This is a genomic window from Olleya sp. R77988, assembly GCF_044594215.1.
In the GTDB taxonomy this organism is placed as follows: Bacteria; Bacteroidota; Bacteroidia; order Flavobacteriales; family Flavobacteriaceae; genus Olleya.
The window spans coordinates 742,963-765,636 of sequence record NZ_CP138988.1 but is presented as its reverse complement, the minus strand read 5'-3'; the positions used below and the strand labels follow the sequence as shown (position 1 = coordinate 765,636).

General features: G+C 30.2%; 20 protein-coding genes. 9 read left to right on the top strand and 11 right to left on the bottom strand.

Going from position 1 to position 22,674, the window contains the following annotated elements:
• Positions 1-5 precede the first annotated feature (5 nt).
• The 3 genes from mscL to SJY17_RS03350 form a co-directional block, all read right to left on the bottom strand.
• The gene (gene mscL, locus SJY17_RS03360) at positions 6-404 is read right to left on the bottom strand and encodes a large conductance mechanosensitive channel protein MscL (RefSeq protein ID WP_397364054.1); all 399 of its coding nucleotides are present in this window, start codon (positions 402-404) and stop codon (positions 6-8) included.
• Positions 405-498: 94 nt separating this feature from the next.
• Complete coding sequence (alr, locus tag SJY17_RS03355) at positions 499-1,605, bottom strand: alanine racemase (RefSeq protein WP_397364053.1); 1,107 nt, start codon at positions 1,603-1,605, stop codon at positions 499-501.
• The gene (locus SJY17_RS03350) at positions 1,598-2,245 is read right to left on the bottom strand and encodes a thymidine kinase (protein ID WP_397364052.1); all 648 of its coding nucleotides are present in this window, start codon (positions 2,243-2,245) and stop codon (positions 1,598-1,600) included. The genes alr and SJY17_RS03350 overlap by 8 nt, the downstream gene beginning before the upstream one ends.
• A gap of 117 nt (positions 2,246-2,362) precedes the next feature.
• On the opposite strand from SJY17_RS03350, the gene SJY17_RS03345 reads away from it, so the two are divergent.
• Both SJY17_RS03345 and SJY17_RS03340 read left to right on the top strand, forming a co-directional pair.
• Positions 2,363-3,094: a hypothetical protein gene (locus tag SJY17_RS03345; protein WP_397364051.1), complete on the top strand. Its 732-nt coding sequence runs from the start codon at positions 2,363-2,365 to the stop codon at positions 3,092-3,094.
• Positions 3,095-3,469: a DoxX family protein gene (locus SJY17_RS03340; RefSeq protein WP_397364050.1), complete on the top strand. Its 375-nt coding sequence runs from the start codon at positions 3,095-3,097 to the stop codon at positions 3,467-3,469.
• On the opposite strand, the gene SJY17_RS03335 is transcribed toward SJY17_RS03340, so the two are convergent.
• Positions 3,466-6,861, bottom strand: coding sequence for a gliding motility-associated C-terminal domain-containing protein (locus tag SJY17_RS03335; protein ID WP_397364049.1), 3,396 nt, complete (start codon positions 6,859-6,861; stop codon positions 3,466-3,468). The two genes, SJY17_RS03340 and SJY17_RS03335, sit on opposite strands and share 4 nt — an antisense overlap.
• Positions 6,862-6,954: 93 nt before the next feature.
• Between SJY17_RS03335 and rsmI the strand changes: the two genes are divergently transcribed.
• Entirely contained in the window at positions 6,955-7,647 is a 693-nt protein-coding gene (gene rsmI, locus SJY17_RS03330) for a 16S rRNA (cytidine(1402)-2'-O)-methyltransferase (protein ID WP_397364048.1), read from the top strand.
• A 2-nt stretch (positions 7,648-7,649) separates the two neighbouring features.
• The gene (locus SJY17_RS03325) at positions 7,650-10,337 is read left to right on the top strand and encodes a COR domain-containing protein (RefSeq protein WP_397364047.1); all 2,688 of its coding nucleotides are present in this window, start codon (positions 7,650-7,652) and stop codon (positions 10,335-10,337) included.
• Positions 10,338-10,388: 51 nt separating this feature from the next.
• Here the strand turns inward: SJY17_RS03325 and SJY17_RS03320 are convergent, their stop codons facing one another.
• Positions 10,389-10,991 (bottom strand): carboxymuconolactone decarboxylase family protein, encoded by a 603-nt coding sequence (locus tag SJY17_RS03320; protein WP_397364046.1) that lies wholly within the window; start codon positions 10,989-10,991, stop codon positions 10,389-10,391.
• A 62-nt stretch (positions 10,992-11,053) separates the two neighbouring features.
• Between SJY17_RS03320 and SJY17_RS03315 the strand changes: the two genes are divergently transcribed.
• The 3 genes from SJY17_RS03315 to SJY17_RS03305 are packed head-to-tail and all read left to right on the top strand — an operon-like array spanning position 11,054 to position 14,478.
• Positions 11,054-11,473, top strand: a complete 420-nt coding sequence (locus tag SJY17_RS03315; protein ID WP_397364045.1) for an OsmC family protein — start codon at positions 11,054-11,056, stop codon at positions 11,471-11,473.
• Positions 11,474-11,510: 37 nt separating this feature from the next.
• Positions 11,511-13,202 carry a single-stranded-DNA-specific exonuclease RecJ gene (recJ, locus tag SJY17_RS03310; protein WP_397364044.1) on the top strand — a complete coding sequence of 564 codons (1,692 nt, stop codon included), beginning with the start codon at positions 11,511-11,513 and terminating at the stop codon, positions 13,200-13,202.
• 4 nt (positions 13,203-13,206) lie between these two features.
• Positions 13,207-14,478 (top strand): MFS transporter, encoded by a 1,272-nt coding sequence (locus SJY17_RS03305; RefSeq protein WP_397364043.1) that lies wholly within the window; start codon positions 13,207-13,209, stop codon positions 14,476-14,478.
• Here the strand turns inward: SJY17_RS03305 and SJY17_RS03300 are convergent.
• Positions 14,475-15,230 carry a UDP-2,3-diacylglucosamine diphosphatase gene (locus tag SJY17_RS03300; RefSeq protein WP_397364042.1) on the bottom strand — a complete coding sequence of 252 codons (756 nt, stop codon included), beginning with the start codon at positions 15,228-15,230 and terminating at the stop codon, positions 14,475-14,477. The genes SJY17_RS03305 and SJY17_RS03300 overlap by 4 nt on opposite strands.
• A gap of 133 nt (positions 15,231-15,363) precedes the next feature.
• Positions 15,364-15,816 carry a 6-pyruvoyl trahydropterin synthase family protein gene (locus SJY17_RS03295; protein ID WP_397364041.1) on the bottom strand — a complete coding sequence of 151 codons (453 nt, stop codon included), beginning with the start codon at positions 15,814-15,816 and terminating at the stop codon, positions 15,364-15,366.
• Positions 15,817-15,908: 92 nt separating this feature from the next.
• Here SJY17_RS03295 and SJY17_RS03290 point away from each other — a divergent pair, with 92 nt between their 5' ends.
• The gene (locus tag SJY17_RS03290) at positions 15,909-16,550 is read left to right on the top strand and encodes a 2OG-Fe(II) oxygenase (RefSeq protein ID WP_397364039.1); all 642 of its coding nucleotides are present in this window, start codon (positions 15,909-15,911) and stop codon (positions 16,548-16,550) included.
• An 84-nt stretch (positions 16,551-16,634) separates the two neighbouring features.
• On the opposite strand, the gene SJY17_RS03285 is transcribed toward SJY17_RS03290, so the two are convergent.
• Together SJY17_RS03285 and SJY17_RS03280 are read right to left on the bottom strand one after the other, a co-directional pair.
• Complete coding sequence (locus SJY17_RS03285) at positions 16,635-16,805, bottom strand: hypothetical protein (protein ID WP_397364038.1); 171 nt, start codon at positions 16,803-16,805, stop codon at positions 16,635-16,637.
• A gap of 22 nt (positions 16,806-16,827) precedes the next feature.
• Positions 16,828-18,162, bottom strand: coding sequence for an MATE family efflux transporter (locus tag SJY17_RS03280; RefSeq protein ID WP_397364037.1), 1,335 nt, complete (start codon positions 18,160-18,162; stop codon positions 16,828-16,830).
• A 95-nt stretch (positions 18,163-18,257) separates the two neighbouring features.
• Here SJY17_RS03280 and SJY17_RS03275 point away from each other — a divergent pair, with 95 nt between their 5' ends.
• Entirely contained in the window at positions 18,258-19,055 is a 798-nt protein-coding gene (locus SJY17_RS03275) for a universal stress protein (protein ID WP_397364036.1), read from the top strand.
• On the opposite strand, the gene SJY17_RS03270 is transcribed toward SJY17_RS03275, so the two are convergent.
• Positions 19,047-19,889, bottom strand: coding sequence for an alpha/beta hydrolase family protein (locus SJY17_RS03270; RefSeq protein ID WP_397364035.1), 843 nt, complete (start codon positions 19,887-19,889; stop codon positions 19,047-19,049). The genes SJY17_RS03275 and SJY17_RS03270 overlap by 9 nt on opposite strands.
• Positions 19,886-22,636: a PD-(D/E)XK nuclease family protein gene (locus SJY17_RS03265; protein WP_397364034.1), complete on the bottom strand. Its 2,751-nt coding sequence runs from the start codon at positions 22,634-22,636 to the stop codon at positions 19,886-19,888. The genes SJY17_RS03270 and SJY17_RS03265 overlap by 4 nt, the downstream gene beginning before the upstream one ends.
• Positions 22,637-22,674: the final 38 nt, after the last annotated feature.

The following is a 22,674-nucleotide window of genomic DNA, read 5'->3' as shown; positions in this document are numbered from 1 at the left end:
TTAAATTACTTTTTTAAAGCGTCTCTAATTTCCATTAATAACTCATTATCAGATGGTCCTGCTGGAGCATCTTCAACTGGTTTTTTAGTTTTATTGTAAGCTTTTACAATTAAGAACATTACAAATCCAACGATTATTAAGTTAATAATTGTGTTTACCCAACTTCCCCACATAATTGCGTTTTCTGGAGTAGTTATTTTTCCAGCTGCATCAACTACTGCTTCGTCAAGCACGATTTTTTTGTCTGCAAAATCAACACCTCCTGTAAAGTGACCTACAAATGGCATTACGATGTTGTTTACAAAACCTGTTACTACAGATCCAATAGCTCCTGCCATAATTACTGCTACAGCAAATTCTATTACATTTCCACCTGTAATAAACTCTTTAAATTCTTTAAACATAATTTTAAATTTTAGTGTTAGTTAATATTAATGATGTTGAATTTAGTTAATTTTTTAACATAATAGACCTAAACCATTACTACCTATGTTAAATTTATCGATGAATTACGCGTTTTACACGCTGAGATACAGCTGTAAGCAATTCGTATGAGATGGAATTGACTTTTTCGGCTAAAGTTTCGGCAGTATGTGATTGGTCAAAAACAACAACTTGATCACCTTCTTGACAATCAATATCTGTTATGTCTACCATAATCATATCCATGCAAACGTTTCCTAAAATTGGTGCTTTTTTGTTATTAATAATTACAAAGCCATTTCCATTTCCGTATTGTCTTTTTATACCATCTGCATGACCAATTGGGAGTGTTGCTGTTTTAGTATCTTTTTTAGCCACAAAACCTCTGTTATAACCTAAACTATCTCCTTTTTTTAAGGTATGGATTTGAGAGATTATTGTTTTTAAAGTTGCAATGGGTTTTAAATGTTGATTTACTTTTGGATCGTTACCAAAACCATATAATCCAATTCCGCTTCTAACCATATCAAAATGTGCTTCTGGATAATTTATAATTCCAGAGGTATTACATTGATGTAAAAAGGGTTTGTAATCTAATTTTTGATGAATTTGATTTGCGATGGATTTAAAAGTTTTAATTTGTTTTAAAGTAAATTCTTTTTCGTTTAAATCTTCACTTGCTGATAAATGAGAAAATAATGAACGGACTTTAATACTTTCGGTTTTTCCTAAAAGGTTCAATATTTTAGTAATTTCTTCTTCAGAAAAACCTAATCTATTTAAACCTGTATTAAATTTTAAATGAATAGGATAATTGGCTTGATTATGTGTTTCAGCGCAAGCTATAAAAAGCTTTAAAACCCTATGAGAGTAGATACTTGGTTCCAAACAACGTTCTATAATAGTATTAAAACTTGCAGGTTGAGGATGTAAAACTAAAATTGGAGAGGTGATTCCAGCATCACGTAACGCAACACCTTCATAGGTGTAAGCAACCGCAAAATAGTCTATATTTAAATTTTGTAAGTACTTGGCAACTTCTACAGCATCGCTACCATATGCAAATGCTTTTACAACTGCTAAAAACTTAGTGTTATTTGATAGTTTAGATTGTAAATGTTTAACATTATGTTTTAATGCATTTAAATCTATTTCTAGGATGGTTTCTTGCGTATTAACCATTAGATGTTTTGGTGTTTGTATCTAAGGTTTCTGCGTCATTCACGTTAATTTTTTTAACCTTTTCTCGCATTGTTGCTTTATAATAAGCAGCTCTACTTAATGGTTCATACTCATCTGTTTCACCTAATAAAACAAGACTATCATCTTTAGATTTCCTGAAGCTATATTGGGCTAAATTTCCTGTTCTAGTACATACTGCATGTACTTTTGTAACATATTCTGCAGTAGCCATTAAATTAGGCATTGGACCAAAAGGATTACCTTTAAAATCCATATCTAAACCTGCAACAATTACACGAATACCTTTATTTGCTAAGTCATTACAGACTCTAACAATTTCGTCATCAAAAAATTGGGCTTCATCAATTCCAACAACATCACAACCATCTGCTAAAATTGGGATATTTGCAGCAGCAGGAACTGGAGTGGATCTAATTTGGTTTGAGTCGTGCGACACAACCATTTCCTCATCATAACGCACGTCTATTGCTGGTTTAAAAATTTCTACTTTTTGTTTTGCAAATTGGGCACGTTTAAGTCTTCGGATTAATTCTTCTGTTTTACCAGAAAACATGGATCCGCAGATGACTTCTATCCATCCAAATTGTTCTTTTTGATTTACTGTATTTTCAAGAAACATTTTGTAAATTTAGCACTAAAACAAATGTGTTTTTGTTTTGTATAAAGGTGGCTCAAATTTATTAAAAATCAAAAGGCTAACTTGCAATAAATTAAAAAATTATAAAAAATAAAGCTCATGAAGAAGAAATTAGAATCAGAATTAGTAAGTATAGCACATAGGATTCTAAAGCTAAAAGGAAGAGAAGATGTTAATAAAATGCATGCTGAAGTTGCTGTTTTGTATGAAAAATTAACGGTTTTAAAGTTTGCAAATGAAAATTTTGAAGACGATTTACCAACTATTGGAAATGATTCTTCGTTTTTTGGGATGCTAGATTCTGCTTTTAATAATAAAGTGAGTGATACTATTGAAGTAGGTGATAAGACCTATATTAACTTGGACGATGAAGAAGATGATGAAATTATGGAACCAGTTATGGAAAAAATAAAGGATATGGTTGCCCAAATGCCTGAAGAAACACATCAAGTTGATGAGCTAATTGAAACTGTAATTCCTAAAAAAGAATACCATAAAAATGATTTTGAAGAAATTACAGCAGGATTTGAAGAAACACCTGTTTTTGAACCTGTTTCTAAGTCTGATACTGATGAAAAAAAATCGTTAAACGATAAATTAAAATCAGGAATAAATATTGGGCTTAATGATAAGTTAGCCTTTATTAAACATTTGTTTGATGGTGAAGCAGACGACTATAATCGTGTGTTATCTCAATTAAACACTTCGTCTTCTTTTGCTGAAGCTACTAATTTAATTAATAATGTAGTAAAACCAGATTATAATAATTGGGAAGGTAAAGAAGATTATGAAACACGTTTTATGGATATTATTGAAGCAAAATTTGAATAGATGAAGCAAACGTCTTTAAAAACCATTATTTATTGGGTAGTCACTATTTTGGTTTGTGTGCTTTTTTTGTATTCTGCCCAAATGTATTTTTTTAAAACTGAATTGATTCAAGGTTTTTTTAAAAACTTTAATTACCCTACTTATATTGTAATACCATTAGCAATATTAAAAGTTTTAGGCGTTATTATGATTATATGGCGAAAAAGTAAATGGCTAACAGAATGGGCTTATGCAGGTTTTTTCTACGATGTTATTTTGGCTACTGTTGCACATTATGATGCTGGACATGGAGTTTTAGGTTTTTCTTTTTATGGTATATTTTTAGTATTAATATCTTACTTTTTAGGTAAAGAGGTTAGAACTAAAAAGGTTTAATAATTTAAATATAGATAGCCTACAAAAGGTTTTTCTATTGTTTTTATGGATAACACATAATAATATGTTCCAACTGGCAACACTTTATTTTGGTTAAGTGGACCTTTATTTGGCATTCCATTCCAATTGTTTATGTAGTTATTACTTTCGTAAATTAAAGTTCCGTATCTGTTATATATTTTCAAGTTGTTTTCTGGATAATCTTCAATACAAGGTATTATAAAAGTGTCGTTTGTACTATCATTTCCTGGTGAAAACCCACTTGGGATTTTTAAACAATCATTAACAGTTACATCAGCAGAGTCTTCGTTATTAGTCTCGTCTCGATCTACTTCTGACACACTATTTAAACTAGCAGTATTTAATAGGTTGTTAGAAGAAATAACTTGAGCTGTAATAGTTAACGTTTCAGATTGATTAGGTAATAAATTAGAAACACTCCATAAAAAAGTAGTGTTGTCATAAGTTCCAGAACTAGTAGATGCAGATACAAATTGATATCCAATAGGTAAGTTTTCAAGGATTGAAATAATTGTTGCTTCTGTTGTTCCAACATTAGTTGCAGTGATGGTAAAAGTAACAATTCCTCCAATTGAAGTCTCTGTTGGCGTAACTGTTTTTAAAACTTCAATATCGACATTAGAAGTATCTTCTAATACTGTTAAAAAGGCACTAGCTTGAGAGCTATCAATATTATTTTGATCTGTAAAATTAATCGAATTATTTAGGTAGTCTCCAATTGTAGTTGAAGTAACTTCAACAGAAAAAGTACAACTATCAATACCATTTGGTATTGTTAAATCTGTGACACCAACCGTTGTTCCACCAATAGTACTTGTAAAAGTAGCAGTACAACCATTTGCATTTACCCAAGTAATTGGACTGGTAATAGTCAATCCTATAGGTAAATTATCTGTAAAACTAATGTTAGATTGTTCTGGGTTTCCTGCAAGGTTAAAAACAGTAAACTCTAATGTACTTTGTTGTCCAACTATAATTTGTGTTGGCGTAAATGTTTTTTCAACTCTAGGAGCAATAACCTGAACATTACTAATAGAAACATTAGTTTCTGGAGTAAGCTCATTATTATCGTTAATATTTGCTATAGCTTCTGCAGTATTTGTAAAAGCACCACCAAAACTTGGAGCAGTCACTGGAATAGTTATCTGAATTGTAGATGCTGCTTCCATATTAGCAATTGTACCAATAATTGTATTGGTTGAGGTGTCAATATTAAATCCAGACATACAGGTAGCAGATCCAGTAACTACTGTACAAGTTGGAGTACCAGAAATAGTAAATTGTGGACCTAAAACATCTTCAAAATCAATATTTGTAGCGTTAGAGCTAACATTACTATTTGTAATATCAATAATCCAATTAAAAGTATCATTAACACCTACAGAAGTAAATTCTGGATATGTTTGTACTAATATATCTATACATGGTGCAAAGTAAGTGTTTACTAAATCTGTATTATCACTAAGGTCTTCTTCATTTGGATCACTTTCACTATTAATAGCAACAGAATTTCTAGCTCGAATAGCATTTATACTACATTCTGGTTGCCAATCAATAATGACTTGATAGGTTATAGAGCTTTGTGCTGGAAGTATCCAATTTTCTTCAGGTGTAATTTCCCAAAAAACATCAGGTTGCCCACTATCTGGAACACCATCTAAAAGTATTCCAATATTAGCATTAATAATATCATAGCAGGTTACTGTTCCAGTTGTACCAACACAAGTAACAGAAACTAATGCACCAGGAGTTGTAACGTCTAAATATTCTACCAAACTTGTTACAGAATCTATGTCGCTATAATTTGTGGCTACAATTTGATAAGTAACTTCTCCCCATTCTATAGTATTTGTAGCATTAGAACCAGCAGGAAGTACAGGGTTTATTTGTGTTTTGGTAACAGAGAGCTGGACAAGATCATCAGGTTCGCATAAAGGTAAAGGTGGTAATAAAACAAAATCACTATCATTATTATTAACAATATTTGGATCTATAATAGCAGATTCCAATAAGTTTACACCACTCCTAACATGTACTAATGTATTGTCTTCTACTAAAGTTGTACAGTCATCAGGTTCTAAGAAAATAGCAACTGTAGTAACAGTTATAGTTGTTCCAGATGGTAAAACAAACTCGCTACTTTCCCAAAATTGACCTTGATCAGTTAATGTAAAATCATTACAAGTAATGTTTCCCGTTGTACCATTACAAGTAATAGACATAATTTGCCAATCTACATTTACTGTTAAATTTTGCAAGAAAAAACGCATGTATGCATCTTCTGGACCCATATTACATATAGTAGACACAAAGGTTACTTCTTGATTCCAATTAACTTGTTGCGAAGGGTCAGGATTGGTTTGTATAGTATCAATACATAAATCTGCTAAAAGACACAGACTACCTTCTGGTAGGGGATTAATAATACTATTAGAATCATCAGAAGATTGATTTATGTATGAAGGTATAAGTGTAAGTTTTATTAAACTAGAGACTTCTAATTGTTGTAATTGTGTTCCACAAGATGGATCAAAAAAATTCACTTCCGTTTCAAATGTTAAGCTTCCACCTGCAGTAAATTCGATAGGTGTAGTATAGTTAAAAATATCGCTTGAAGAAGAAACACTTATTGGTACGCCTCCAATTCCTGACATATCAACACAAGACATTCCGTTAGTTGCTCCTATACAATTAATGCTATTAAGTTGAATAATCGGGACACCATAAATTGTACTGATTGAATTTGAAAAACTATTTTTAAAACTTTGTAAAGGGTAAGGAACTGTACTATTATTTGTTATAGTAAATTGATAAGTAATGGTCTGGTTCCAATCAGTAATAGAAGAACCAGAAACTGGGCTTATTTGATTATAAACAACTGTAAAATCTATAGGCACAGCAACAACATCTATTGAGATTATGGATGTGTTATTAGAAGTATCATTATCTGTTGTTCCTGTAGGAGGATTAACAGTAACATCTGTTGCTATTCCACCAGGAGTTAAGGAGGCTTTAACCACAACCTTTAATTGTACACTCCCATTTGTAGGTAAGCTAGCAATGGTACCATCAATTACATTAGAATTGATGTTTATTGGATTGATGGCACTTGCTCCACCAGATGCATTTTGACTAATATAGCTTTGTATGGTTAAATTAGAATTTAAATTTTGAATAAAAGTCGTGTTATTTACAGCATTTCCAGAATTAAAAATGGTAATTATATATTGAAAATCTGCATAAACACCAATCTGAGAAATTGGGCTTCCTGATAAATCTTGTGCTTCTACAACTACTGATAAATCTGTGGTTTGCGCTTTAGATATAAAAAAGAAAAAGCACAGAAAGAGTAAGCATAGCGATTTTTTCATGGTTGGTTATTTCTTAATAGATACCTAATTTAATAAAAGGTTGCTTAAACTATCTTAAAAAGATTGTAAATTTGAAAAAGCATTTCTTTTTACATGAGCAAACTCTACATCGTTCCAACACCTATAGGAAACCTTAAAGACATGACTTTTAGAGCAATAGAAGTTTTAAAAGAAGTTGATTTAATTTTAGCAGAAGACACACGTACTTCTGGGAAATTATTGAAACATTATGAGATTGGTACTCAAATGCAAAGCCATCATATGCATAATGAGCATAAGACTGTTGATAATTTAATTCAAAAACTAAAAGCAGGAATAACCATTGCAATGATAAGTGATGCAGGCACACCAGCCATTTCTGATCCTGGATTTTTATTAACCAGAGCGTGTATAGAAAACAATATTGAGGTTGACTGCCTTCCAGGTGCAACCGCTTTTGTGCCAGCATTAGTAAATAGCGGTTTACCTAACGATAAATTTATTTTTGAAGGCTTTTTACCAGTAAAAAAAGGAAGACAAACCAGATTAAAGCTGTTAGCAGAAGAAACCAGAACCATCATTTTTTATGAAAGTCCGCATAAATTAATCAAAACACTGAGTCATTTTTGCGAATATTTTGGAGAAGATAGAACAGTTTCAGTCTCTAGAGAATTAACCAAATTATACGAAGAAACTATTCGTGGAACAGCAAAACAAGTACTAGAACATTACACAAATAAACCTCCAAAAGGCGAAATTGTGATTTGTGTTGGTGGGAAGAAGAAGATGAAATTAATTAATGCTTAAGTATGAGTCAAAATAATTTTAATAAAGCTTTAGAAATTATACGGTATACTAAGGAAAAAAAATTAAATTTTCTTGACTTAAGTGGTTTAGGCTTAAAAATTTTGCCAGAGGATATATCTGATATGACTTACTTATTAGACTTAAATTTAAGTTATAATTATCTTACTGAATACCCCAAAGACATAAAAGAACTATATAATCTTAATTATTTAAATTTAAGTAATAATAATTTACATGACTTTGAATTAGTTTTAGGGAGATACTATTCTTATAAAGAAATAAACATATCATATAATCTAATAAATCATATTCCTCACGATTTCGACTTTTTACAAAAAGATGTAAAAATCATCTTCAATAATAACCCCTTTTTAAAGGGTTTACCTCCAGAAATTGAATTTCATGAAGATTTGTCTTTTATAAATTTTTACGTACAATCTCTTAATCAAAGAGATAATCGCACTAAATTATTCGAAACAAAATTATTGTTGGTCGGTAAAGGTGATGTTGGGAAAACTACTTTAATGAAAGTTCTTGAAAACAATGATTTAGACATAGAAATTGGAAAAGAAAATACTACTCATGGCATAAATATATCTACATTTAAAAAGGAAGTTATTTTTCCCGCTGAGAAACCATATTATAATAAACATGATGATTTTGAAAATCTGATTTTCCTAGATGAGGTTTTGAATTATAATGAGAGTCAGCATCATTCATCAAATTATAATAGAGAAGATGTTGAGTATGAAATTTTAGAGGACGTTTATGAATCTTTCCCTGAAGAACTTTTAGAACTTAGAATTTCAACAGAGCCAAGGTATATTAGACCTGATGCATTCTTTAAAAAGGATGTTAAAATTAATGCATGGGATTTTGGAGGACAAGAGATTTTATATTCCACACATCAATTTTTTCTTACACAAAGGTCTATTTATATTTTTGTTTGGGAACCAAGATCAGATACTGAAGAAGAGAATTTTGATTATTGGTTAAACACAATAAAAAGAGCTGGTAAAAATAGCGCAGTAATTGTCGTTATGAATAAGTCAGATATTATTATTAAAAATATTGATGAGGAAAGTTATTTTAAAAAATTTGAAAATGTACATAGCTTTATAAAAGTATCTTGTTATACAAAAGAGGGGATAAAAGACTTAGAGGGAATTATTAAAGACTGTATTTCAAAATTACCTCATATTGCTGATGTACTACCCAAGACTTGGAATAACATTAGAGCTAAATTAATAGATGTAAAAGAGGATTATATTTCTTATGATTATTTTAAATCAATATGTGGTTTTAATGATTCCAAAAAAGAAAGATATTTAAGTGGTTATTTAAATGACCTAGGAGACATAATTCATTTTAAGGATGATATTAGATTAAATAATCTAATAGTTTTAAATCCTCATTGGCTAACTAAAGCTATTTACGAATTAATTAATTCATTAGTAATACAAAAAAATAAAGGATTGTTTAGCTCTAAAGATTTGAAAATTTATTTGAATGAAGAAAAATATCCTATTGAAAAGCATAATGAAATTTTGTCCTTAATGGAAAAATTTGAAATATGTTTTAAAATAATTGGATCAGACAATTTTTTTATAATTCCAACTCTATTGCAAGTCTCTCCAAATAGCAATTTAGAAATTGCAGATTTTGAAAATATAAACTCTCTTAAATTAGAGATTTCTTACACTTACATGCCTTCAGGTATTATCGAAAGATTAATATGTAGATTAAATAGTTACATTGAAGGTTATAACTATTGGAAGTTTGGAGTTGTTTTTAATACAGAAATTAATAGAGGGTTAGTAGTTTCTAATAGAGTTGATCGAAAAATTAGGGTATTTATAGTTGGTGAAGCACGTGCTAATTTATATAATATGATATTTTTTGAATTAGATAAAATTCACAAAGATTTGAAATTGAAAGATGATGACATTTCTGAAATGTTAGCATGTAATTGTAATAAGTGTTCTACTTCTGAATCTCCTTATATGATTGATAGAAAAATTCTTTTAAAGTTTTTATCCAAAAATAAAAAAACAATAAGTTGTCTTAAAAGCACGGATGAAGTTGAAATAGAAGAAATATTGATAGGTTACAAAACTAAATCAACTAATAAATCCTTAGTTAGAGATTTTATCAATGCATTTTCCCAACTTCAAACTAAGAAAATAACATTACAAAAACTAAATGAGGATGAACGAAATTCTTATTTAAATGATTTATTAAACCCTCATCTAAAAAGTAAAAACTTTTATTCTTTTGAACAATCAAGAAGAGGCATTTCTGAATCAGAAAAAAATCAAGGAGAATTAGATATCGTTGTCGATGATTGGGTTAACGGTAAACCAATTTCTTTTTTTGAAGGCTTTAATTTGAAATCACTAAGTAAAACAGTTATTGATAAGCATTTAAAAAAGACACTATTGAATTATGATTCTAATGGTTTGAAAGAAAAATTTATTGGTATTTATTGTGAGGCAAAAGATTTTTTAGGATTATCTCATAAATACTTAGAATATTTAGATTCAATTAGTTTTGAGGGAATAAAAATTATTGATAGTAACGATAAATCTGATATTTATTTGAATGCATCTGAAATGAAAGTATTTAAAACGACTTATTTTCGAAATGACAATCAATTATATTTGTATCATATTTTGGTTAATTTAAAATAAAAAACCTAACTATCTCTAGCCAAGGCTTCTAACATCTAAATGTAGTGTTATTTAGTACTGAGAACCATCATGCTTTCCAACCTCAAAACCATGTTTACCTAAGTATTGGTTTCCGCTGTCAATAGCATCATTTTCTAGGGTAGTTCCCATACTGTCATTCCATCTGTTTAAATATCCAAATAAAGAAATTACACCAAGTATTTCAACTATTTCTCCATCATCCCAATGGTCATGCAAACGTCTTTTTATTTCTCCATCAACTGCGTTTGGTACTTGACTAGCAGCTAAACTAAAGTCTAAAGCAGCACGTTCAGCTTCATTAAAAGCTGGATGTGTACGGTATTCCCAAATGTTATCTAATTGTTCCTGTTCTGCTCCATAACGTTCTGAAGCTCTAATAGCATGTGCTTGACAATATCTGCAACCTGTTGCATTACTGCTAACCCAAGCTATCATACGTTTTAATGCAAATGTTACGCGTCCTTCATTAGCCATAACAGCTTTATTTAAATTAATAAAAGCTTTGCTAATTGCAGGTCTACGTTGCATGGTTAAAACCGAGTTTGGACAAAACCCAAGTGTTTCGTTAAAAAAAATAGCTAATTCTTTTGTTTCTAAATCGTGTTCTGCGTTTAAAGGAGTTACTAAAGGCATCGGTTTTTTGGTTTTTAAGTAGTATTTTTGATTGATCTCAATAAACAAAAAAAAAATCAATTATGGCTCATAAAATTACAACCAATTGGAAAGGAAACTTATTATTTGATTCTGATAACCCAAGTGGTCACCATGTATTAATGGATACAGATGTAGAGGGACAAAAAAGAGAAGGCTTATCACCAAAAGCATTGATGTTATCTTCTTTAGCAGGTTGTTCTGGTTTAGACGTTGTGTCAATTTTAGAAAAAATGAAAGTTAAAGTTGATGACTTTAAAATGGAAGTTGAAGGTTTATTGACGGAAGAACACCCAAAGCACTATCATACAGTAACTGTAGATTATCATTTTACAGGTAAAGAATTAAATGAAGAACGTATCAATAGAGCAGTTAATCTTTCTGTCGAAAAATATTGTGGTGTCATGGAAATGTTTAGACAATTTGCTGAGGTAAAAACGACTATTCATTTACATAATGGTTAAACTGAGTAAGAAACTTTAAAACTTTTTAACTAACTAAATGCGCTGGACTTTAAAACCAAAACCAAACCCTGAAACTGTGTCTGCTTTAGCAGAAAGTTTGCAAGTAGATAACTCTATTTCATCACTTTTAGTACAACGTGGTATTAACAACTATGAAGATGCAAAAACGTTTTTTAGACCAAATTTAAACCATTTACATGATCCATATTTAATGAAAGATATGGATAAGGCAGTAGCTAGAATACAGCAAGCAATTCAGAATAACGAAAATATATTGGTATTTGGCGATTATGATGTAGATGGTACTACATCTGTAGCGTTAATGTCATCTTATTTAAAGACAAAAACACCACAAGTAGCAACTTATATTCCAGATAGATATGACGAAGGTTATGGTGTGTCATATAAAGGGATTGATTTTGCTAACGATAATGATTTTAGCCTAATAATAGCTTTAGATTGTGGTATAAAAGCAATTGATAAAGTGGCATATGCTAAAGATAAAAGCATCGATTTTATTATTTGCGATCACCACAGACCAGGAGCAAAAATACCAAATGCAGCTGCAGTTTTAGACCCAAAACAAGACGATTGTAATTATCCTTATAAAGAGTTATGTGGTTGTGGAGTAGGCTTTAAATTAATTCAGGCTTTAGCCGAAAAATCTAACGAAACTATTGACGATTTAATTCCATATTTAGATCTAGTAGCAACAGCAATTGGAGCTGATATAGTACCAATTACTGGAGAAAACCGTGTACTTGCTTATTTTGGATTACAAGTTGTAAATCAAAATCCAAGAGCTGGTTTTAAAGCCATAATCAATCAAATAAAAAAAGACACGCTGACTATTACAGATGTGGTTTTTGTTATTGCACCAAGGATAAATGCTGCAGGTAGAATGAAACATGGTCAGTATGCAGTAGATTTATTAACCGAAACAGATTTACAAACAGCAGTAAAATATGCTGAAGAGATTGAAGAGTTTAATACAGATAGGCGTGAAACAGATAAGAGGATAACAATTGAAGCTTTAGAGCAAATCCAAGAAAACAAAGAAGAAGACAGATTAACGTCTGTCGTGTATCAAAAGGATTGGCATAAAGGTGTAATTGGTATTGTTGCTTCTAGATTAATAGAAACTTATTACAGACCAACTTTAGTCTTTACTAAAAGTGGTGACAAATTAGCTGCTTCTGCGCGATCTGTTTCTGGGTTTGATGTTTATAATGCTTTGGAGGCTTGTGCAGAACATATCGAGCAGTTTGGAGGACATAAATACGCAGCAGGATTAACGCTTAAAGAAGAAAACTACGAAGCCTTTAAACAAGCGTTTGAAGATGAAGTTTCTAAAACTATTGATAAAAATTTATTAACTCCAGAAATTAAAATAGACACAACATTACAATTAAGTGACATAAACAATAAGTTTTGGCGCATTATAAATCAGTTTTCACCTTTTGGACCAGGAAATATGACACCAATTTTTATGACTGAAAACTTAAAAGATACAGGTTATGGTAAGTGTGTTGGACAAGATGACAAGCATTTAAGATTTACAGCTACTCAAACTGGACAAGAAAAATTTGTTGGAATAGGATTTAATTTAGGAGAAAAACTAGAGTTAATTAAAGACAAAAAACCTTTTAAAGCTACGTATTCGATAGATGAAAACGAGTGGAATGGTAAGGTGTCTTTACAATTAAAAATTAGAGATATTAAAGCATAAATTTATGGCTAAAAATGATCCTTACGCAGCATTACGCATAAAAGAATTCAACATTTTTTTATTAGTAAGATTTGCTTTAGTTTTTGGCTGGTCTATGCAATTTGTGGTAATAGAATGGCAAGTTTACTCCATGACTGATAATAAGTTAAGCCTTGCCATAATTGGGTTATGCGAATTTTTACCTGCTTTTTTTCTTGCTCCTTTTGCTGGGCATATTGTTGATAAAAAAGAAAAACGAAATCTATTTGCACTTTGTATTACACTATTTTCTTTTATTAGTTTTGGGTTGTTCTGGTTAACTTCTAATACAATTGAAACCACATGGCAAATGCCTTCTATTTTATATAGTATTTACGCTTTAGTGTTTTTTGGAGGTGTTTTAAGAGCCTTTTTTGGTCCAACTATTTTTTCTCTGATAGCCTTACTTGTACCAAAAAAAATATATCCAAACGCTGCAACATGGAGTAGTAGTACATGGAAAGGTGCAAGTGTTTTTGGTGCTTTATGTGGTGGATTTTTAATAGCATGGATTGGTGTGCACCACACACTTGGTATCATATTCTTTTTAGTAATGTTGTCATTAGTATTGGTGTTTTTAATAAATAAAAAACCAATATTAAATATTGGTAATAAAGAAACAGTAAAAGAAAGCTTAAAAGCTGGACTTAGTTTTGTGTTTAATGATAAGGTTATTTTAGGCGCTTTAACCTTGGATATGATTGCTGTTTTGTTTGGTGGAGCTGTTGCTATTTTTACCGTTTTCGCAAAAGACATTTTAGATGCAGGACCAAAAGGTTTAGGTATTTTAAATGCTGCATTGTCTTCTGGAAGTATTATAACAATGTTAGCTACTACGTACATTCCTATAACAAAAAATACAGGTAAAAAGTTATTGGTTTCCATTTTTGGTTTTGGACTTTGTATGATAGTTTTTGGCGCTTCAAAGTTAATGTGGCTTAGTGTTTTAATGTTGTTTTTTGCTGGTGTTTTTGACGGAATCTCAATGGTAGTAAGACAAACCATATTACAATTAAAGACACCAGATCATATGAGAGGTAGGGTTGGAGCAGTTAACTCTATGTTTGTTGGATCTTCTAATGAGTTAGGAGCTGTAGAAAGTGGTGTTGCTGCCAGACTTTTTGGCGCTCCTTTAGCAGTAATATTTGGTGGAACAGCTACACTTATAATTGTTGCAATAATTGGTGTTAAAAACCAACCACTACGCGATCTTGATTTAACAAAGGATATTGAGGAGCATGAAAAGGAGGAAGATTAATACTCCTTTAACTCCATGTTTTCTCCATCAAAAACACCATAGGTGTAGTATTGGATCCAATCTCCTAAATTGATGTATTTAGAGTTGTTTTCTAAATCTATATTTAAGGGTAAATGTCTATGTCCAAACACAAAATAATCACGATGTTTGGTTTCTAGTTTACGTTTACAGTATTGTACTAGCCATTCTTTATCATTTCCTAAAAATTTGGCGTCTTCGTCTCCAGAAATTAGTTTGTTTTTTACTGACATATATTGTCCAATACGTAATGCAAAATCTGGATGTAAAACACGTTTAAATAACCATTGACAGATTGGATTGGTAAACACTTTTTTCATGCGTTTGTAACCTTTGTCTTCTGGACCCAAACCGTCTCCATGACCAATAAAAAAGGTAGTATTGTTAAAGGTATATTCTTGTGGTTTGTGGTACACTGGTATATTTAATTCTTCTTCAAAATAACCATTCATCCATAAATCATGATTACCTACAAAGTAATAAATTGGGATTCCGGAATCGCTTATTTCTGCTAATTTACCTAAGGTTCTGGTAAATCCTTTTGGTACAACACGTTTGTACTCCATCCAAAAATCAAACATATCTCCTAACAAGAAAATTGCTGCTGCATCTTCTTTTACCATATCTAACCAAGCCACAAACTTTTTTTCGCGAGGAAGCGAGTCTGCTTTTGTTGGTGCACCTAAGTGATTATCTGAGGCGAAATATATTTTTTTTCCTTTTGGAATTTGCATATGGTAAAGATAACTATTTCTTGATTATGCTTGTTGTTGGCTGATGTGTGCGTTAGCGATTGAATGGTTTGTCTGAGCTCCTCGAAGAGAGCGAGTAGTGAAAGCGCGACCCTTGTGGTAACGCCTAAATTATTTACTGATTATCGCTTGCATACCATTGTGCGTAACTGGTTGCGGTTTCGGATAGTTTTAGTGAGTGTAGTTTGATGTTGTTTGGTAAACGTTTTTGGATTTTTTTTGCAAAATCTATTACCATCATCTCGCTTGTAGGTTGATAGTTTACCAATAGTACGTTGTGTCCTCTGTCTTTTAGCTCTTTAGCTAGATCAACATGTGGTGTGTTTTTGTTAAATACGGTTGCGTGATCAAAAACGTCTACTATGTCTTCTTTTACTATTTTTTTTAAATCTGTAAAGTCTATTACCATTCCAAACTTAACATTTTTATTGTCTGTTATAGGTGTACCTATTACTGTTACATCTAATTTGTAACTGTGACCATGGACATTTTTACATTTTCCGTCGTAGCCATAAAGTGCGTGTCCAGTCTCGAAAGTAAATTGTTTTGTTATGCGAATATTGCTCATTAACCAAGTATTTATGATGCAAAGATATTGAATTTGTAAAAGCGAATGGTTAATAGACTACATTTACATACTTTCTAAAATATAAATGTTTTATGAGCCAGCTTTATGAAGCATTAGATTTTGTTGAAAATCCGCTTTATGAGCGCATCATTTCTGAAATTGCCACCCAAAAATTTAGTATTATTGACGACTTTTTTACAGACGAAGAAGTTACTGTTTTAAGAGCGTCGTTACTACAAAAGCATGAAGAAGATGCTTTTAAAAAAGCAGCAATTGGGAATAAATTTGAAAAGGTTATTGTAAAAATAATTAGAGGTGATGTTATTTTATGGATTGATGAAGCCACAGCTAATAATGCTGAACTATTATTTTTTAAAAAAATTAATAATCTTATAGACTACCTAAATAAGACTTGTTTTTTAGGGATTTTATATAAAGAGTTTCATTATGCATTGTACCCAAAAGGAACTTTTTATAAGCGTCATTTAGACACGTTTAAAAATGATGATAGACGAAAACTATCTTTTGTCTGTTATTTAAACAATGAAGATTGGCAACCAGAAAATGGTGGCGAATTGGTATTGTATCTTAATAAAGATGGTCAAGAAACGGAACAAGTAATTTACCCATTTCCTGGTCGTGTTGTGATTTTTGAAAGTCAAATATTAGAGCACGAAGTAAAACCCGTACAAACTAAAAGATTAAGTATTACAGGTTGGTTAAAAACGCGTTAATATCTTTTGTTACGCATGCGATTATAGATATATGCTATAATGACAAATAATGCTAAAAGAGGAAAAATTAAATTACTCATAATATTATTGTTCTTTGTTTCTGTTTCTGTTGTATAAGTATAGTAGGTAAGCAAATATTATTAAGACAATAAGTGGTAAATAAGAACCTATTAACACACCAATTTGATAACCACTATCTTCTGGTGCGTTTTTTACTTTTTCTTCAATATTTACTTGTAATAAACTTAATAACATGGCTTAATTATTTGCTGTAAAGTTACGTGTTTTGAGCAAGCGATAAAAATTGTTTTCTAAATTTTATAATTAACGGAAATCCTCGTGCAATAATCCATAAAGTGAAGGCTATAAAAATACCTGTAAGCTTTAAATTGTAATAATCTGCAATAAATAATGCAGGTAGAAACACTAAAAATGTTGATAGTAAAAGTAGGTTACGTAAGTCTTTCATTTTACCTAAGCCTTTAAATAGTCCGTCAAAAATAAAAGCTAATGCACAAAGCGGTTGCATGGCTAAAACAATCCAAAATACAGTATAAAACTCTTTTAAAACTTCAGGCTCTTTGGTAAAGATTTTTCCAATTGGGTAATAAAAAAGGGCTCCAATTATAGCTACAAGTCCACCAAGTAAAATCCCTATTTTAATTAGTTTTGTACTTAATTTTAATAAGTCTTTATAGTTTTTTTCGCCTAATAATTTACCTGATAATATGTTTACTGCACTTGCATAACCATCTATAATAAAAGCGCCTAAAAACCATAAATTTATAGCTATTGTATATGCTGCAATGTAGTTTTTACCATATCCAGTTGCATACTTTGTAGCAAAATATAATGTAATGTTTAATGCTAGTGTACGTATAAATAGGTTTAAAATCATTAAAGCAAAATTGCCAATTTGTTGATTAAATGGAATTTTAACGCGCAAAGGAATAGAGGTTTTTGCTAGTAATAAATAACCAGATAATAAAGCCATAACAATTTGTGCTATTACACTTGCGTATGCAGCACCTTTTATATGCATTGGGTTGATGTAACCAGTAATACCATAAACTAAAACAAAATCTAATACTACATTTAAAAGCGCTCCAAAAATAGCTATAACCATTGGGTAGTAAGTGTTTTGTAATCCTCTAAATGTGCCAAAAACTGCTATTACAAATAAAGTAAATGGGAATCCAAACACACGTATTTTATAATAGTCTACACTATAGTCTAATATTAAATTTGAGGCATTATATAATTTAAATATATGTGTTGCAAATGGATAAGTTGTTACTATAATTATTACACTTAATGAGGTAATTAATAAAATGGCTTGAGCTGGTAAATCTTTTACCTTATCCAAAGTATTTGCACCAACATGTTGAGATATAATTGAAGAAATTGCGCTACGTGTTTGTCCTAAAACCCAAATAAGCATAGATAAAAAAGTGGTTACTATACCTATTGCAGCAAGAGATTCGGTTGCGTTAAATTGTACATTTCCAACAATAGCTGCATCTGTTAAAGATAATATAGGTTCTGAAATCCCAGAAATTAATGCAGGAATTGCTAGTGTATTGATATGTTTTAAGCGTATTGAAGTACCCAAAATCTAAGGTTAAAATTGTTGTGTAAAGGTCGTAAAAGTTTATAGAAGTTTTTATGAAGAAAATTCTGTATTTTTGTTGCCTAAATTTATGTATTATGAAATCTATTTTAGTTCCTGTTGGATCCTCAAAAAATGCTCAAAGCCACTTGCAATATGCAGTAGATTTTGCTAAAGCTTTTGGAGCAAAATTATATGTTGTACAAGTTTATAATGTGTATACTAAATCCGGAACAATGATTAAAATAGATCATATTATTGAACGTGAAAGTTTAGATTTTTTAAAGTCTCATGTTGATAAAATTGACACAAAAGGAGTTGACGTTATTGTTAAAACCTTTAAAGGAAAACTTGTAGATACTTTAAATCTAGTATGTAAATCTATTGACGCAGATTTAATTTTATTAGAGCCTAGAACTAACTCTATTAAAGATGAAGTTTATTTAGGAAAAACCTCTGGAAAGATTATTAAACAGACTAATATTCCTGCTTTGATAGTGCCAGAAGGATTTGTGTTTAAGCCAATTAATAACATTTTAATTGCATTAAAATCTGCAGTTATAAAAAAAGAAAACGCTTTAAGCGTTTTAACTAATATTAAAAACCAGTTTAACTCTAATTTAAATTTATTGTTAGTTAAAACTCCTTTTCATAATGAAGGAGATTTTAATATAAATAATGAACTACAGTCTATAGTTGGATCTACTAAAGAAACTGAAAATGCAACAACTTTTCAGGGTGTTTTAGAGCATTATAAAGATTCTAATCCTGATTTGCTTTGTGTTGTAAGACGTAAGAGAGGGTTTTTTAAGAAAATGTGGGAAAAAAACAGAGTACTTAAAAAAGATTTTTATGTGTCTTCTTTACCTGTTCTAGTTTTAAGTGGATTAAAGTAGAATAAACTGTATGCTTTTTTCTGTTACTTTTTTTAATGCTGAAGGCATTTTGCTTTCAGTCCATGGGTGTTTTGCACTAAACACATGATCGCTATTATTTAGTATAAATAATTCGCTTTTTGGATTCCAGGAATGAAGTGAAACCGCTTCATCAAACTTGACTGAAGGATCGTCTTTTGCATGAATTATTAAATGAGGAATCATAATATTTTTACACGCTTTTTCAATATCTAATCTATTCTCATTTGCTTTATAATCTAAGTAAAATTGATAATTATGTGGCATTTGCTGTTTTGTTCTGCCATTTAAAACAAATTTAACACCATCTTTTTTCCATTGCTTTAAATCTCCAGTTGTAGACGTTCGTTTTCCAAATGCGCAAACACTAGCTAAAGTTATAAGTTTAGTTATTCTAGTGTTCTCACTTGCTTTAATAGTTGCAATTCCACCACCTCTTGAGTGTCCAATTAAGGTGATGTTTGTGGTGTCAATATTATTTAATAAAGGGTTTTTAGTTGAACATAAATATGAAATAAGGTCGTCTAAATCCTGCAGTTCTTTACTATAATTATTTTCTGCGAATGCCTCTAAATCTGGAAAATCTATAGGCTGATTAATAGTTCCTCCATTATGAGAAAAATTAAATTTTACAAAAAATAAATTATTGTCTTTAAACTGTTTTGCAAACAAGTCCCATGCTCCCCAATCTTTAAACCCTTTATAGCCATGACAAAAAATAACTAGAGGCTTTGGTTTTTCTGTTTTGTTGAAAAACACATCAAAAACGATTGGTTTTTGCTTGTTTCTGGTTAAAATTAGATTTTTTTGAATCATTTTAGCTCTTTTTCAATAAAATCGACGTTAGGGTTACAAATCTCTAAAATTATATTTTTTAGCTGAATTTCAAATTGATTTAAAGTGTCTTCATTTATTAATGTCTCTCTATTGCGACTATGTGTGGATTCTTTTTTTCCAAAAGAAATAAAACCTGCTCCTAAATTTTTAAAAGATATTATTCCAGCTTCCAATGGTAGGCTAACTTTTTTAGCTTTTTTAAGCATATAAGCGTACATTAAAACCTGAAAAGATTTGCTGTACTTATTATAATCTGTCAATATATCTTCCCAATTAACAACTGTTACTTTACTTTGGTCTACTTGACCAGTTTTATAATCTATGATTCTTGTGGTTCCGTTATATTGGTCAATTCTGTCTACTGTTCCTTTTAATTGGACAGGAAAATCTAAACTTTCAATTTCAATAGATATATTTTCAATTTTTGCTTCTAATGCTATTATTTTAATCTTATGACCTTCTTTTAAAGCTTTAATTTCTAGGTTTAAAAAATTTAAAACATAGCGTTTTGCAATTTCAAATACAATTAGATTTTTACCTTTAGTCATATCTCCTTCTTTATATTCCTCTTTAAAAAATTTAGAAATATAAGAGTCTATTTTGGGTTTTAAAGCTGTTACCTTTTCTAAGGTTAAAAATTGATCTATAAATGGTAAATAAAGTGCTTCTAATGTATTATGTACAACTGTACCTAAAGTGTTAGCTGCAATGGTTTCTTCTACTTCATCAAGATCAGAAATACCTAATAGTTTTTGGTAATAAAAATCTATAGGATTTCTAATATAACTTGTTAAAGATGATGGAGAAAACCCTTTTCTAGAAATATCTTTTAGTTTAGAAATTACAGTATCAGTTTTTGATAGTGTTGTTAACTCTTTTTTATAATTAGGGACTTTTGGCGTTAGTATTTTATGGTTTATGTTATGGATACCTTCTAACTCTAACTGGTTTATAAATCTACTTTTTTCGCCACCAACTAATGTATCAATTTCTGTGTTATATAATATATAAACATTTTTTGCACGTTGAAGTAAGTGATAGAAGTGATAAGTATAAACTGCATCTTTCTCTTTATAAGTTGGTAGCTTATTTTCTAATTTAACATCAAAAGGAATAAAAGAATTGTTGGTTTTTCCTGATGGTAAAACACCTTCATTTACATTAGAAATTATGACAGTTTCAAAATCTAAAACACGTGATTCCAACATTCCCATAATTTGTAAACCTTGTAACGGTTCTCCTTGAAAATCTAAAGTTTCAGAGCTTAATAATTCTTTGTAAATACTATATAACCCTTTGATGTCTTTAATATGATTATAAGTATTGTTTAAAAGGTTTAGCTCATTAAATAAAGTATTAAACCTAAATAAATATTCTAAGCCTAATTGATTTGCTTTTTTATCTTCAGATAAAATTTCTTTAATAGTTTGAATAAGGGTAAAGCAATTACTTAAAGCTGTTTTAGGACTGTTATCCCAATGACTAAACAAAAGGTTTATTATTTTAGAATCATCACTGCAAATCGATTCTAAACGTGTTTTAGTTAAATATGTTAAGTTGTTTTTATGTATTAATTCTATTGTAGTTATTGTTGCATTATTTTTAAATAATGGTCTAATAAATTGATGGGATAAAATACTAATGACATCTTTATAGTAAAAGGTTTCTGTTTGTTTTTTTTGTAGTGTAAATATGTGTTCAAATAAAGAGGCTAACGGAATAGATTTTAAAGGGAAACCCATTGTAATGTTTAGGGTATTAACAGATTTTGGTATCGAGTTTAATACTGGAATTAGTAAATTTTCGTCTCCTAAAACAACTGCTGTATTCTTTAATGAAGCATCTGTTTGCGATAATTCTTCTAATATAGAACCAATAGCTTTTGCTTGTCCAATATTTTTTGGGACACCAAAGACCGAAACATTTTTTTTAGTACTATAAAAATTACTAACCCAATCAAAAGTTTGGTTATTAAAATATTTCCAATTTTTTTTATGCTGTCTTGTAAATAATCCAGCATCATGAATTTGATTTTCTATAAATGTCTCATCAATATCCCAATAAATTGATGCTAAATCGTTTTGTAACAACTCTTGGATTATGGTTTCTTCAGCAGTATTTAAGGCATTAAAACCTAAAAATACATGGTGTTGATTTGTGCTATTTATGTAAGCTTCAATGTTTTCAAAAGCTTCACGATATAGTAAGCCTTGATAACCTTGCTTTTGGGTAATTAAGGTCTGAGTAAAGTTTGTATAATAGTCGTTAAGCTTATTCCAAAATTTTAAATAGCTTGTAACAACTTCTGTTTTATTAGGCTGTAAAGACCAATGCTCTAAATCTTTTATAGCTTTTAAATAGTCAAATATTTTTTTCTGTGGAATAATGTAACGATCAATCTCATTAAAATCTTGCAAGATTATCTGAGCCCATTTAGAGAAGCTATCAAAGCCTTCTCTTTCCTTTTTTGGTGTTAATTCAAGATAAGTATTATAAAACTGAAAGAGAAGCTCAGTATTAGAAACAGATTTTAATTGTGATAGTTCTTCTACAAAAGATTCAATACTAATTACTTTAGGAGCAAATAGTGTTTTGTTTAGTACTAGACTTAATTCTTGTTTTAAAAATATACCAGATCTTCTGCTAGGTAAAACAAAGACAAGATCGCTAAAATTTGCGTCTTTACTTTTTAAATCATTAAGTACATCCTGAATAAAACTTGTCATTATATAAAAATAAAAAACGCTTCGGATATCCGAAGCGT

What these genes read in the sequence shown, in the direction of transcription:
- mscL (WP_397364054.1), bottom strand. Translation starts at nt 404, where the DNA reads ATGTTTAAAGAATTTAAAGAGTTTATTACAGGTGGAAATGTAATAGAA.
- alr (WP_397364053.1), bottom strand. Translation starts at nt 1,605, where the DNA reads ATGGTTAATACGCAAGAAACCATCCTAGAAATAGATTTAAATGCATTA.
- SJY17_RS03350 (WP_397364052.1), bottom strand. Translation starts at nt 2,245, where the DNA reads ATGTTTCTTGAAAATACAGTAAATCAAAAAGAACAATTTGGATGGATA.
- SJY17_RS03345 (WP_397364051.1), top strand. Translation starts at nt 2,363, where the DNA reads ATGAAGAAGAAATTAGAATCAGAATTAGTAAGTATAGCACATAGGATT.
- SJY17_RS03340 (WP_397364050.1), top strand. Translation starts at nt 3,095, where the DNA reads ATGAAGCAAACGTCTTTAAAAACCATTATTTATTGGGTAGTCACTATT.
- SJY17_RS03335 (WP_397364049.1), bottom strand. Translation starts at nt 6,861, where the DNA reads ATGAAAAAATCGCTATGCTTACTCTTTCTGTGCTTTTTCTTTTTTATA.
- rsmI (WP_397364048.1), top strand. Translation starts at nt 6,955, where the DNA reads ATGAGCAAACTCTACATCGTTCCAACACCTATAGGAAACCTTAAAGAC.
- SJY17_RS03325 (WP_397364047.1), top strand. Translation starts at nt 7,650, where the DNA reads ATGAGTCAAAATAATTTTAATAAAGCTTTAGAAATTATACGGTATACT.
- SJY17_RS03320 (WP_397364046.1), bottom strand. Translation starts at nt 10,991, where the DNA reads ATGCCTTTAGTAACTCCTTTAAACGCAGAACACGATTTAGAAACAAAA.
- SJY17_RS03315 (WP_397364045.1), top strand. Translation starts at nt 11,054, where the DNA reads ATGGCTCATAAAATTACAACCAATTGGAAAGGAAACTTATTATTTGAT.
- recJ (WP_397364044.1), top strand. Translation starts at nt 11,511, where the DNA reads ATGCGCTGGACTTTAAAACCAAAACCAAACCCTGAAACTGTGTCTGCT.
- SJY17_RS03305 (WP_397364043.1), top strand. Translation starts at nt 13,207, where the DNA reads ATGGCTAAAAATGATCCTTACGCAGCATTACGCATAAAAGAATTCAAC.
- SJY17_RS03300 (WP_397364042.1), bottom strand. Translation starts at nt 15,230, where the DNA reads ATGCAAATTCCAAAAGGAAAAAAAATATATTTCGCCTCAGATAATCAC.
- SJY17_RS03295 (WP_397364041.1), bottom strand. Translation starts at nt 15,816, where the DNA reads ATGAGCAATATTCGCATAACAAAACAATTTACTTTCGAGACTGGACAC.
- SJY17_RS03290 (WP_397364039.1), top strand. Translation starts at nt 15,909, where the DNA reads ATGAGCCAGCTTTATGAAGCATTAGATTTTGTTGAAAATCCGCTTTAT.
- SJY17_RS03285 (WP_397364038.1), bottom strand. Translation starts at nt 16,805, where the DNA reads ATGTTATTAAGTTTATTACAAGTAAATATTGAAGAAAAAGTAAAAAAC.
- SJY17_RS03275 (WP_397364036.1), top strand. Translation starts at nt 18,258, where the DNA reads ATGAAATCTATTTTAGTTCCTGTTGGATCCTCAAAAAATGCTCAAAGC.
- SJY17_RS03270 (WP_397364035.1), bottom strand. Translation starts at nt 19,889, where the DNA reads ATGATTCAAAAAAATCTAATTTTAACCAGAAACAAGCAAAAACCAATC.
- SJY17_RS03265 (WP_397364034.1), bottom strand. Translation starts at nt 22,636, where the DNA reads ATGACAAGTTTTATTCAGGATGTACTTAATGATTTAAAAAGTAAAGAC.